General features: G+C 50.0%; 9 protein-coding genes. 5 read left to right on the forward strand and 4 right to left on the reverse strand.

What is annotated here, in order from left to right:
- The first annotated feature begins 115 nt into the window (after positions 1–115).
- Positions 116–445, forward strand: a complete 330-nt coding sequence (locus tag BN3279_RS07045) for a cysteine hydrolase family protein (protein WP_059049934.1) — start codon at positions 116–118, stop codon at positions 443–445.
- A 70-nt stretch (positions 446–515) separates the two neighbouring features.
- Here the strand turns inward: BN3279_RS07045 and BN3279_RS07050 are convergent, their stop codons facing one another.
- From BN3279_RS07050 to BN3279_RS07060, 3 genes are read right to left on the reverse strand one after another with little or no spacing between them, the layout of a single operon-like run.
- Positions 516–1,361, reverse strand: coding sequence for a sugar ABC transporter permease (locus tag BN3279_RS07050; protein WP_059049935.1), 846 nt, complete (start codon positions 1,359–1,361; stop codon positions 516–518).
- A complete protein-coding gene (locus tag BN3279_RS07055) occupies positions 1,358–2,659 on the reverse strand; it encodes a carbohydrate ABC transporter permease (RefSeq protein ID WP_059049936.1) in 1,302 nt (433 codons plus the stop codon). Before BN3279_RS07055 ends, BN3279_RS07050 begins: the two co-directional genes overlap by 4 nt.
- A 50-nt stretch (positions 2,660–2,709) precedes the next feature.
- Positions 2,710–4,032: a sugar ABC transporter substrate-binding protein gene (locus BN3279_RS07060; protein ID WP_059049937.1), complete on the reverse strand. Its 1,323-nt coding sequence runs from the start codon at positions 4,030–4,032 to the stop codon at positions 2,710–2,712.
- 572 nt (positions 4,033–4,604) lie between these two features.
- Between BN3279_RS07060 and BN3279_RS07065 the strand changes: the two genes are divergently transcribed.
- The 4 genes from BN3279_RS07065 to BN3279_RS07080 all read left to right on the forward strand — a co-directional run bounded on the left by BN3279_RS07065 (position 4,605) and on the right by BN3279_RS07080 (position 10,876).
- On the forward strand, positions 4,605–6,350 hold the full coding sequence (locus tag BN3279_RS07065; protein WP_059049938.1) for an alpha-glycosidase: 1,746 nt from the start codon (positions 4,605–4,607) through the stop codon (positions 6,348–6,350).
- 81 nt (positions 6,351–6,431) lie between these two features.
- Entirely contained in the window at positions 6,432–7,466 is a 1,035-nt protein-coding gene (locus BN3279_RS07070; RefSeq protein ID WP_059049939.1) for a LacI family DNA-binding transcriptional regulator, read from the forward strand.
- 96 nt (positions 7,467–7,562) lie between these two features.
- Positions 7,563–8,216, forward strand: coding sequence for a beta-phosphoglucomutase (pgmB, locus tag BN3279_RS07075; RefSeq protein ID WP_059050475.1), 654 nt, complete (start codon positions 7,563–7,565; stop codon positions 8,214–8,216).
- 338 nt (positions 8,217–8,554) lie between these two features.
- Complete coding sequence (locus BN3279_RS07080) at positions 8,555–10,876, forward strand: glycoside hydrolase family 65 protein (protein WP_059049940.1); 2,322 nt, start codon at positions 8,555–8,557, stop codon at positions 10,874–10,876.
- Positions 10,877–11,766: 890 nt separating this feature from the next.
- On the opposite strand, the gene pulA is transcribed toward BN3279_RS07080, so the two are convergent.
- Entirely contained in the window at positions 11,767–13,635 is a 1,869-nt protein-coding gene (gene pulA, locus BN3279_RS07085; protein ID WP_232436777.1) for a type I pullulanase, read from the reverse strand.
- Positions 13,636–13,642 lie beyond the last annotated feature (7 nt).

A 13,642-nucleotide genomic window follows, 5' to 3' on the forward strand; every position in this document is an offset into this window, starting at 1 on the left:
ATAGCACAAACACAAGTATTTAGATAGGATTAATTTCAGGACTAAATCAATCTTGAGGATTATTTCCGGAAGAATTAGATATATCCATGGCAGGAAATAATAGGGATATCAAGGTTTGATATTTGTGGTAGCATATGAAGATAATATCGAGAATTTTGATTTATTCGTTTCAAATGTGAAGACATTACTTGCAACAGCAAGAGAAAATAATATAGAGGTTATCTATATACGTCATGATGATGGAATCGGAGAAGAACTGACAAAGGGAGCGGCAGGGTTCGAACATGGATTCCAAATCACCATTCCTGAGTATACCAACTCCACGGTGGATAACCGCTTCTTGTCTGCTGAACATAGCTACAAGTACTATAATGAATTTATCTGGAATAGAAGATATGCAAATTGCGTTACGATGGAAGAAGTGCTGGGCATCATGAATTTATAGATTTCTACTTAAAAAGCATGTAAAAATAGAGCAAGGAGCCTGCAAATGAATGCAAGCTCCTTGTTTTCTGCTACCCTTTGCTGGCGCCGGACGTTAATCCGTCCACCAACAGCCGCTGCAGGAACATGAACAGAATGGTAATTGGCAGTGCTATTAGCACAGCTCCGGCGGCAAACAACGTAAAGTTTGTATTCTGGTTGCTGCTGACCATATCCCACATGCCCACAGCCAATGTCCAATTCTCCTTCGTCCGCAGGACCAGCTTGGCGAAGATGAAGTCCACCCAAGGACCAACGAACTGAGTTAATGCCATGTACGTTAACATCGGCTTGGAGAGCGGCAAGATGATTCTGCGGAAGATCAGGAAGTTGCTGGCTCCATCAATCCGGGCCGCTTCATCCAATGAGCGAGGAATCGTATCCAGAAACCCCTTGGCAATAAAGGTGCCCCCTAGTGGCGCCCCCGCCGCATACACGATAATTAGCGCCAAATGTGTGTCGAGTAGTTGCAATTCCCGTAGCAGCAAGTAAATTGCAATCATACTCATAAAGCCAGGGAACATCCCCAGCACGAGCAAGCCCGATAATGCTGTCTTGCGACCACGGAAGCGGAAGCGAGATACCGCATAGCTGGTTAACAGGGTTAACAGCACACCCAGCAACATAGAGAACACGGCAATTTTGAGCGTATTCAGATACCATGTGCCAAACAGATAGGTTTCCGAGGTAAACAGTTCTATATAATGGTCAAATGTAAACTGCTCTGGAATCAAGGTCTTGCTGTACAACGATTTCCCAGGCCGCAAAGAGCCGAAGATGACCCAGAGTGCAGGGTATACCGCTGCCACGCACAACAGAATGAGCGTTACATAGCTGGCAGCCAGCCGAATTCCGTTTCGCATTTTCCGTCCACTCATTGGATCATATCCTCCTCTTTAAACGACTTGGTTCTACGATAGTTGTAAATGGAGAATGAGGCGATGATCACGAAAATGATAATGCCGATGGCCGAAGCCATATTGTATTTGTTCTGATTCAGGGTCAGCTTGTAGAGCCAGGTCACCAGCAGGTCGGTTGCACCGGCATACTGGTAATCCCCCTTGACCGGGTCTCCTCCCGTAAGCAAGAAGATGGCATTGAAGTTGTTGATGTTGCCAGCAAACTGCGCAATCAGTGTGGGTGCCGTCGTGAACATAATCATGGGCATCGTCACGATCTTGAATTTCTGGAATCCCGTGGCCCCGTCCACTTCGGCTGCTTCGTACAAATCCTTGGGAATCGTAGTCAATACACCTAGAATGAGCAGCATGGACACCGGAATACCTACCCACATATTGACGATGATAACCGTTACCTTGGCCCAGAACGGGTCCGTCAACCAGGGCAGACCTCCCAGGCCGAAATAGCCGAGATATTGATTAATAGGCCCAAATTGCCCATTGAACATATTTCTCATGACGAGTAATGAGATCAACTGCGGGATGGCGTAAGGGAGAATCAGGATCGTTCTCCAAAGGCCCTTGAAACGAATGCCCTTCTGATTAATCAGCAAGGCAACGAGCATCCCCCCGAAATAGGTTGTGACCGTGGATAGCACCGCCCAGATAATCGTCCAGGTCAGCACTCCGTAAAACGTATGGCTCCAGGTCTTGAGCGCGATCAAGTCCTTGAACGTCCCGAATCCGACCCAATCTACCAGCATGGCTGGAGGGATGTGCTTCGGTGCCGAATAGTTCGTAAATGCTAGCAGCACCATGAACAGGATAGGCATAACGGTGAAGAACAGAATGCCTGTGGCCGGGATACTTAAGAAGGCAACAGCAAATTTGTAATCCAACACGTAACGCACGGACTGACCAAAATTATTTGGCTTCTTGCCCGTATCTCTCAACTTCCCGATGTTATAGGCATCCCTCACGTTCATGATGTAAATGACCAGGAACACAGCCAGAAACAACAGGGTGATCAAGCTTTGTATCATGATGAATATGGAGTGATCTCCGTCGATCCATTTGCCCTTGACCAGCAATCTGGGGACCTCACCCAAGGTGACGATGCCCCAAATCGCATTGCCCAAATTTCTTATAAAGTAGGTAATCCCGAACACTTCCACCAGCAGCATAAGCAAGCCCTTAATGTACTGCCGGTTATATAGCTGTCCAAGTCCCATGCATAATATCGACAGGATGGTTGCGGTTCTCTTGTGTCTATCCATCTTCCTTCTCCTCTCCGCCCGCGAAAATTAAGGAGTGACTCACGGGCAGCTTATTGCGCTGCACCGTTGTTCAAATCCTCAATTTGCTTCATCGCCTTCTCCATCGCTGCTTTTGGATCTGCGTTATTGTTCCAAATCTCCGGCAAGGCGGCATTCATAGGTGCCCATACGTTAGCCATTTCCGGAATGGACGGCATCGGCTGCGAGTTCTTCGCTTGCTCGGCAAATGCGGACACGTATGGATCATTCTTGATCTGATCTGCTTCGAGCGCCTCCACATTGGTCGGAACGGCTCCTACTTTTTCATTCAACAGAAGCTGTGCATCTTTGGAAGAGGCAAAGTTAGCAAATAACTTGGCAGCATTCGGATATTGAGTGAAGGAGTTCACGACCCACACCTTAATCCCCGAGAATGTGATAGCCGTCTCTCCGTTCACGGACGGATATGGGGCGAGCCCCAAGTCATCACCCAGCGCGGCCTTATAGCCCGCAAGCTCCCATGGCCCGTTGATGTCCATAGCGACATCGCCTGCGTTAAACAAACTGCGCTTGATATCCGGGTTGATATCTCCGCTGTTGATGGGCAATATTTCCTTCAAGCTCTGATAAACTTTCAAACCTTCGATGGCACCATCTGTAGTTAACCCAATATCCAGCGGGTTTGTACCGTTCTCCCCGAAGAGGTAACCCCCGGTGCTGGCAATGAAGGGATAGTTAAAGTACATATTGCCCGTCTCCCACATAATGCCGTATCTGTTCGTCGCTTTATCTGTAAATGTCTTGCCAAAATCAATAACATCCTGAAAATCCTTCGGCGCCTCAGGTAAAATCGACTTGTTATAGTATAAGGCCATCGTTTCAGCCGCACGCGGATAACCATACAGCGTACCATCAAACGTCGATCCCTGGATCGAGGCCTCCGTATTGTTGTTGGTCGTCTCTTCGGCGAATACATCATTAGCCAGAATCAAGCCGGATGTCGCTGCATTTCCCAAATGGTCATGCGGTACGATCAGCACGTCGGCAGCCAGACCGGATGGACCATCCTGGGTCAGCTTACCTACCTGATCCGGTGGAGCTACCTCTTCAATCTTCACTTTGACTCCGTATTTATCGGTAAATTGCTTGGCAATTTCTTCGGTAAATACCTTCTCTTCCTTGCTCTCCCACACTAGCAGTTCTGCGCCTTCTTCGGGAACCAAGTCCTCAGGAGCCACGTTCTCTTCTGTATCCGCCCCTCCGCTGTTCGCGTTCTGGTTGGACGGCGTATTGGCCGGAGTATTACTGCCACTTCTGTTCGGACCGCAGGCCGTAATTGAGACGACCAGCAGCAAAGCGATAGCCATTGTCAGTATCTTTCTGGATTTCTTCATAGTTAACCCTCCCAGTTTGTTAAAGACGTAATCTAGCATACTTGCCATAACAGTAAGCGTTTTCAGCAAATATGCGAGCCTGCCGATATTTGAGGTGCATCGCCTATGTGCTAGCTCACCAACTACCGAAAGCGCTTTATCTACGGGAACATCATACATCACGCCAAGCTCTTTGTTAAAACGTTTGCACAACGTATATTCAGCCATTTAGAGTTATTTTTTCTTGAATATCTTCCGTTTTCTTTGTATTACTTAAATTTCCTCATTACGTTATCAATATTCCTTAGTATACATTGAGATTTTTTGCACAAGAACAATAGATTAACACTTTTGATCTAAGTCGACAAGCCTAGATAAAATGAGAAAAACCCTTGTTATATCGCTATTTTCTCTTCTTGTGCAACAGTTTGAACAATGCTATAATGCGGTTAAATAAAACATGAAGGCACTGCTACCCTAAAGGTACATCCTCTGACCGGTTATCCGGCCTGGATGTGCCTTTTCTTGGCTTCGGCGCTCCTGAATTAGCTACCGAACGCCTTGCTTACTAACGACTAAGGAGGAATTCTACTATGTTACTTGAAGCCGTTTACCATCGTCCCAAATTGAACTGGTCCTACGCTTACGATACGCAAACCGTCCATCTGCGCTTGCGGGCCAAGCGAGGGGACTTGACTGAGGTCTTCGCTTTTGTAGGAGACAAATATATGTGGGATGAGAGCAAGGAATTGGTTCCGATGAGCCTGATGATCAGCGATGAGTTGTTTGACTACTGGGAATGCTCCTACCGCCCTCCTATGCGCCGGACGAAATACGGTTTCTTGTTAAAGTCCGGACATGAGCAGGTTTGGATGACCGAGAATGAATTTATGAGCGAGCGACCTGCCGGACCCGAGCGGTTATTTGAGTTTCCTTTCATCAACCCGGTAGACGTCTTCACTCCACCAGAGTGGGTGAAGGATGCTATCTTCTATCAAATCTTTCCGGAGCGTTTCGCCAACGGAGACAAGAGTAACGATCCGAAGAATGTTTTGCCCTGGGGCGGCAAGCCGGAACGGGATAGCTTCTTTGGCGGGGATCTGCAAGGGGTTATTGATCACCTGGATCATTTAAGCGAGCTTGGCATTACGGGCCTTTATTTCACTCCGTTATTCGAAGCGACGACCAACCACAAATACGACACGGCAGATTATATGAAAATCGATCCGCATTTCGGTGACATTGATACGATCAAGAAGCTGGTCCAGGCTTGTCACGAGCGGGGAATCCGCGTGCTGTTCGACGCCGTGTTCAACCATTGTGGAAGAACCTTCGCTCCTTTTATTGATGTGCTGGAGAAAGGCGAGGAGTCTGCTTATAGAGACTGGTTCCACATTCGGGAGTATCCTCTGTGCATCAAGGACGGAGTTCCAACCTATGATACCTTCGCATTTGAACCCCTTATGCCCAAGCTGAATACCGAGAATCCCAAAGTGAAGGAATACTTGCTTAAGGTTGCAGAGTTCTGGATCAAGGAGGTCGGAATCGACGGCTGGCGGCTGGACGTGGCGAACGAGGTAGATCATGCCTTTTGGCGGGCTTTCCGGACCACGGTTAAGGCAGCTAATCCCGATGCTTATATTCTGGGTGAGATCTGGCATGAGTCATCAGGCTGGCTGCAAGGCGATCAGTTCGATGCAGTGATGAATTATCCGTTCACCGAGGCCGTGCTGGATTTTGTGGTACGTGGGACATTGGATGCAGGCGGATTTGCCAATGCCGTAGGCAAGCAGTTATCACGTTATCCGTTGCAGGCGAGCGAAGTAGCTTTCAATTTGCTGGATAGCCATGATACACCAAGATTGTTAACGTTGTGCGAAGGCAATCAGGCGAAGATGAAGCTGGCCGCCTTGATCCAATTTACTTATCCCGGTGCACCTTGTGTCTATTACGGGGATGAGGTTGGACTTGACGGTGGACATGATCCTGATTGCCGCAAATGTATGGAATGGGAACCAGAGCATCAGGACCGTCAGCTCTTTGCGTTCTATCAACAGCTAATCGAAGTACGCAAGCAGTTCAAGCCTTTGCGAACCGGTAGCTTGCACTTCCTGCTGGCCGAACCGGGAGATACCCGGATTGCCTTGGCACGTCGTGAAGGAGATGAGACCGTGCTGGTCCTGCTGAATAACTATGATGCCGGGCAAACGATTAAGGTCCCTGCCACAGAGGGAATTTGGACGGATGCTTTCAGCAGCCAAACCTACGAATCAAGGGGCGGTTACCTTCATGTCAAACTGCCAGCCTATGGCTACGCGGTATTGACAACGACGAAGTAAACGAAGTTCTGTATTTACTTTACAATAACCTTGGATTAATATTACACTGTAGGGCAAACGGTTTCACAGAGGAGGTTTTTTATGGCTGTTACCATTAAGGATGTTGCCAAAAAGGCCGGAGTATCGCCCTCCACCGTGTCCCGGGTGCTGTCCAATCATCCCAGAATCAGCGTGGAAACTTCGCAAAAAGTCAAACTTATTATGGATCAGCTTGGCTACCATCCGAATATGATGGCCAAAAGCCTGGTCTCCAAAACGACAAATAGCATTTGCATCATGTTGCCCAAATCGGCTGAGGAATTGTTCTCTAACTTCTTCTTCATGGAGCTCATTCGCGGCATCGTCACGCAGGCTAGTCGTCTGGGTTATGATGTACTGATCAGTTCAGGCGCCAACGAGAAAGAAGAGATCGACAGCGTATCCCGGCTACTGAATGGACGCCGGGTGGACGGAGTGATTCTGTTGTATTCGCGGCAGAATGATCCGGTGATCGACTTTCTAGAGCAGGGAGGTCATCCGTTCGTCGTCATCGGGCGAAGCGAGCAATATCCAGACATACTGACGGTCGACAACGATAATGTTCAGGCTTCTTACGACGCCACCAAGCATCTGATCTCCTTAGGACATGAACGCATCGGCTTCGTCAGCGGCCCGCCGGAACTTGTCGTATCCAAGGATCGATTAAAGGGATATCAGGCTGCATTAAAGGATGCCGAGTTGGAATGTCGTCCCGAATGGATTGTTGAAGGTGAATTCCTGCAAGACAGCGGGTATCGGGCCATGTCATTTTTCATGAATTTGCCCAACCGCCCTACAGCTCTCGTCACGATTGACGACGTCGTAGCCTTCGGCGTACTTCGCGGCTTGCATGAGTTAAAGTACAAGGTTCCTGAAGACCTCTGTCTCGTCAGCTTCAACAACATTCCGCTCGCTGAACTGTCGACACCCCCACTCAGCACGATGGATATTGGCATTTATAATCTGGGCTACACGGCATCTCAAGTGTTGATCCAATCGGTGCAGACCGGTCTGGCCCAAGTGCAGCCCAAGCGGCAGCTTATCCCCCATCGGCTGATGATTCGTGATTCGTCCATGTACTCGGTACCGAGGAGGTAAGCTGGTAGCTATATAGCTATAGCAAAAATAGTGGAAGCGAAGGCTTCCTTTATTTTTCGCTTGTCATTCAAACGTTTGCACAAAAAGGAGGGCAAGATGACGAACTCTATCCAAGCCTGTTTGTTTGATCTTGACGGCGTGCTTGTCGATACCGCCAAATATCACTTTTTAGCCTGGAAGCGGCTGGCCGCAGAGCTCGGCTTCACATTCACAGAACAGGATAACGAGAAGCTGAAAGGCGTTAGCCGTATGGCTTCGCTAGATATTTTGCTAAAGGTCGGCGGAATAGAACTGAATGGAACCCAGAAGCAAGAGCTGGCTGAGCGTAAAAATGAATGGTATGTGGAATACATCTCGCAGATGGATGCCTCGGAAATTCTGCCAGGAGCGCTTGCGTTCCTGCAACAATGCCGGGAGAACGGGCTGAAGACTGCACTGGGCTCAGCGAGCAAGAACGCTCCTATGATTTTGCGCAATACCGGGCTTACGCCCTATTTCGATGCTATCATCGATGGAACTCATACCTCCCAGGCCAAGCCTGACCCTGAGGTGTTTCTGCTCGGAGCAAGAGAGCTTGGCGTTAACCCGGAGAACTGCGTAGTCTTTGAAGACGCAGAAGCCGGCATTGAAGCCGCCAAACGTGCAGGCATGCGCTGCGTAGGTATTGGGACACCGGAAACCCTCGGCGCCGCAGGTCTGGTCATTCCCTCTCTGGAAAGCATGACCCTGTCGATGATCAAGAAGCTGTAAAGATGCATAATCATGAAGACGACTTTTTGAACTACCATCAAAAGTGCAAGTTCAAAAAGTTGGGTTTACAGGACCGAAGCCTATGCTTTCGATGTGCGTTTTTTCAAAACGCTTGAGTTGGATGAAGCCAGGGACTGAGTAGCGGAGCTACACGTTTTCGGAGAAAACGACTTCGGAAGCATGGCTACGTGAGCAACTGAAATGTTTCTGTAAGAAACATACTACGGAAGCCTACGCTTGGCCCGGCTAAATTCAAGATTCGATGTCGAATTGACTCCTCGAACAACTTCGTCCTGGGAAGACGACTTTTTGAACTACCTCTAAAGGAGCTGAAGATATTGAAATCTTACTTTACCCTTAACCCCTGGTCCATCCTGGAGGAATCCTTCGATCCCGCCAAGCATGAAATTTCGGAAAGTGTCTTTAGTATTGGCAACGGTTACATGGGGCAACGTGCCAACTTCGAAGAACAGTACAGTGGCCCCTCCCTGCAAGGCAGCTATATGGCTGGGGTGTACTATCCGGACAAAACGCGTGTAGGCTGGTGGAAAAACGGATACCCTGAGTATTTTGCCAAAGTGCTGAACAGCACCAACTGGATTGGCATTCATGTATTCATCGACGGCACACCATTAGACCTGGCCACCTGTCAGGTGAAGGACTTCGTTCGTGAGCTGAATATGAAGGAAGGCACTCTGTCACGCCGCTTCACCGCTGTTATGGAGGACGGCAAGCAGGTCGCTGTGGAGGCGCTGCGCTTCGTCAGCATTGTAAGGCATGAGATCGGGGCAATTCGTTATGCGGTCACACCGCTTAATTTTAGCGGAGAGCTGCGTCTGGCTCCCTATCTTGATGGCGATATCAAGAACAAGGACTCGAACTATGAAGAGAAGTTCTGGCTGGAGGTAGACAAAGCGGCGAATCCGGAAGCCTCTTATCTGACCGTCAAGACGAAGAAGCTGGATTTTCATCTCACGTCCGTGATGGACTTCGATGTTTTTAAGCAGGAACAACGTACCCTGCTAACCCCTTCTTTTCACCAACAGGAGAAGTTTGTCTCTGCCGAGGTCGGAGTAGTTGCCAGCCAGGGAGAAACCGTGACCCTCTATAAGTATGTGGCAAACGTAACCTCTCGTGATATAGAGCCGGGACAATTGGTGGAAGTCGGAACGCAAAAGCTTGCCATCGCCAAGAAGGCCGGATTTGATGCTTTGTTGCAGGAGCATGTTGAAGCCTGGGCTGAAAAGTGGAAAATGAGTGACATGATTATTGAAGGAGATGTCTCGGCGCAGCAGGCGATTCGCTTTAATATTTTTCAGCTTCATCAAACGTACAGCGGGGATGACGACCGGCTTAATATCGGGCCTAAGGGCTTTACAGGGGAAAAATACGGGGGCAGCACCTATTGGGATACCGAGGCGTATTGCCTTCCCTTCTATCTCAGCACCGCCGAAGCGGACATTGCGCGCAATCTGCTGATCTACCGCTATAAGCACCTTGAGAAAGCGAAGGAGAACGCGCGCAAGCTGGGCTTCTCCAAGGGGGCGCTTTATCCGATGGTCACGATGAACGGCGAAGAGTGCCACAACGAATGGGAGATTACTTTTGAGGAAATTCATCGAAACGGAGCGATTGCTCACGCCATTTATAACTATGTGAATTATACAGGGGATACGGCTTACTTGAGTGAATATGGACTGGAGGTGCTGGTGGAAATCTCCCGGTTCTGGGAGGAACGCGTCAATTACTCTCCGGCCAAAAACAAATATGTCATGCTTGGCGTTACGGGTCCAAATGAGTATGAGAACAACGTCAACAACAACTGGTATACGAACCGCATTGCCGTTTGGACGCTGGAATACACTTTAGAAGCGCTATCTGCTCTGAAGCAGCAGGAGCCAGCGCGGTATGCCGAGTTAGTAGGCGGGCTGAAGCTGAAAAATGATGAGACTGATAAGTGGCAGCATATTATCAAAGAGATGTATTACCCGTACGATGAGGGACGGGATGTGTTCTTGCAACAGGACGGCTTCCTTGACAAGGAGTTAACCCCGGTTAAGGAGTTGGCGCGAGAGCATCTGCCTATTAACCAGAACTGGTCTTGGGATCGTATTTTGCGTTCCTGCTTCATTAAGCAAGCTGACGTGTTGCAGGGGTTGTATTTCCTTGGCGATCGGTATGATCTGGAGACGAAACGGCGTAATTTCGATTTCTACGAACCGCTGACGGTACATGAGTCCTCCCTCTCCCCTTGCGTGCATGCTATTTTGGCTTGCGAGCTGGGCTATCAGGAGAAGGCGTATGAGATGTATCTGCGTACCGCCCGGCTTGATCTCGACAACTATAATAATGATACCGAGGACGGCTGCCATATTACGAGCATGGCCGGTACCTGGATGGCTATCGCCCACGGCTTCGGTGGCCTTCGCGTTCAGCACGACGAACTGGTGCTGCGTCCCTTCGTGCCGTCCCACTGGACGTCCTTCTCGTTCAAAGTGATGTTCCGTGGCGCTCGGTTGCAGGTGCAAGTCAGCGAGGATAACATCCTCGTCACCAATGAGACGGCAACACCGGCCGCTATCCGAATCTACGATACGGCCTACACGGTTGGCTCCCTGAGCCAAATTGAGGTGCCCCGCCCCGCCGCAGCCTTGAGCTGAGGCGCACGTAAGAAAATCCGTTCACCGCATTAAACTCGCGGTGAACGGATTTTTACTGTTGTGGGCGGTGGGAACGGGTAGGAGCGGATGTGCTAAGTCCGGGTGGTGGAGAGGCGCGGAGTGACTGCGGTATGACACTAGCTGTAGAGAGGCGCGAGTGACTACGGCATGACACCGGCGGTAGAGAGGCGCGAGTGACTACGTTATGACACCAGCGGTGAAAATACTTGGAGCGGCTAATCAACACCCGTCCGCTGGAAAAACGTTCCACATTTCGTCAGACCCCAGTAGCTGATAAATGGCGGAGCGACTGTGTAATGACCTGAGGGAAGAACGGGTGAAGTAAATATGCCAAGTCCCAAGCGCGGGATGAGCAGTGTCTAGGGTGAGAAAAGCAGAGCACATATTGAGTTAATGTAAATCGCCAAATTAGCGGGAATTCCTCCCGCTAATTTTTATTTTTTCGCTATCTTGAACAATTAACTGGAATTCCTCCATATAATTCCGGACTTTTGGTCAATATCGGGCTCAAACCGCCGATTTATATGGAGGTTTTCCAGCTAAATCTCGAAAATCAGCCGATTTCCGTAAATTAGCGGGAGGATTTCCCACTAGTGCGCAAAGAATCCTTCAGTTTATGGGATTAACGTCTTGTAAAACCAGATATTGTTAATTGTCAGAGCCATTGCCGGACTGGGAGACACTCTACAGTTGAACTAGTTAAGCTCAAGTGATTGGTTAGGTAGTTGGAGTAGTCAGAGTAGTTAGAGTAGTTAGAGTAGTTAGAGTAGTTAGAGTAGTTAGAGTAGTTAGAGTAGTTAGAGTAGTTAGAGTAGTTAGAGTAGTTAGAGTAGTTAGAGTAGTTAGAGTAGTTAGAGTAGTTAGAGTAGTTAGCCTGCGGTGAGCGCGAGCACATGCTCGCCGCCAAATCGGACCTCCCAGGGTCCGAGGGCGGGCAGCTCCAGCGACAACGCAGCAGAGCTGGCGTTGTAGAGCACGTACAGGTGGCGGTCGGGGTCGCCACCTGCATGGTCGCGCAGCGTGAACGCTACTGCGCGAGCCGGGGCCGCCTCGAAGCGCAGCCGAGCGCGGATTTCTTCCGCCGTGCGCAAACGGAACGCAGGATGCGACCGGCGCAAAGCAATCAGGCTGCGCATATAGGACACGTCGTCCTGCCGCTCCGCACATCGCCGCCAATCAAGCCAGTTGATCTCCACGGGGGATTGGTAGCTGTTCTCTACCCCGTCCTTCGTGCGCATAAACTCCTGCCCGGCGTGAAGGAACGGGATGCCCTGACTCGTCAAGACGATGGCCGACGCCAACCGATGCATGTCTCCTCGTTCTTCTTCCGTAGCTTCGGGCACGGACAAGGCCAGCTTATCCCATAAGGTGTGGTTATCGTGGCATTCTGCAAAGTTGACGGATTGCGCCGGGGACAGCGCAAACTGCTGAATCGTCCCGCCATAGGAGATGCCTCCGGCCACACCACGCTTGATGCCCTCCTCACAGCCCGTTGCCCCGCTGACAAAACCTTTATCTGGCGCGTGGAACACTGGGCCCTTGATGGCATCACGCAGCCCCTCGTTGAACATGCCGATTCCGGGCAGCTTGGCAGCGTTGCTCTGATTAGCCTGGAGTTCCTGCGACAGCACCGTATCCATCTGCCAGCCCTCCCCGATCATCAGCAGCGAAGGGTTAAGCTCATCCAGACGCCGACGAATTTCTTGCATCGTATCAATATCCATCAACCCCATCAGATCAAAGCGAAAGCCGTCAATATGATATTCCTTCGCCCAATAGAGTACCGAGTCGACGATATACCTGCTCATCATGGGCCGCTGCGTAGCACATTCATTGCCGCAGGCTGAACCATTGGACAGAGTACCGTCCGGCCGATAACGCAAGTAATACCCCGGCACCAGCTTGCTGAAATGGATAAGGTAGCCATCATACACATGATTGTAGACGACATCCATCACGACCCGTAAGTCTCGGGCATGAAGCTCCTGGATGCAGCGTTTGAGCTCCGCAATCCTTACTGCCGGAATATAAGGATCGGTCGCATAAGAACCCTCCGGCGCATTGTAATGATGCGGATCATACCCCCAATTGTAGCGGGAATCATTGGCCGCTGCTGTTTCATCTACACTTTCCTTCGCATAGTCAAAAACAGGCAATAGCTGGACATGCGTCACACCCAGGCTCACGATATGATCCAGCGCCGTCACTATCCCTTGCGGGGAACGGGTTCCTTTTTCGCTAAGGCCCAGGAATTTCCCCTTATATCTAACCCCGCTCTCCGGATGCACGGATACATCACGGACATGCAGCTCATAAATGACCGCATCCACAGGGGATGGCAGGCTTACGCGGGCATCCAGATCCAGATCCCGTTCCCATCCCGGCGGATTCGTCTCCTTCAAATCTATAATGGCTGCCTTCTCCCCGTTTACTGTGACCGCTTTGGCGTAAGGATCTACGGCCTCATTCCATTGCGCTCCTATTCTCACCCGGTAAGTGTAAAGCCAGTTGCGGCAATCGCCGGGGATGGTCAGCGTCCATGTTCCTCGAATATCGCGCTGCATCGCCGCTTCACTGGCTGACTCACCTTTTCCGGGAATATAGAGGGCCACTCTTGCCTCAGAGGCGGTAGGCGCCCATAAGCGGAAACGCGTCTGCTCCGGAGTGTATATTGCCCCCAGGTCGTTACCTTCATAAAAATAATGCATATCAAATGCCGGAGCATCAAATACGGACATTCCATCT

The sequence above is a fragment of the Paenibacillus senegalimassiliensis genome (assembly GCF_001486585.1).
GTDB lineage: Bacteria > Bacillota > Bacilli > Paenibacillales > Paenibacillaceae > Fontibacillus > Fontibacillus senegalimassiliensis.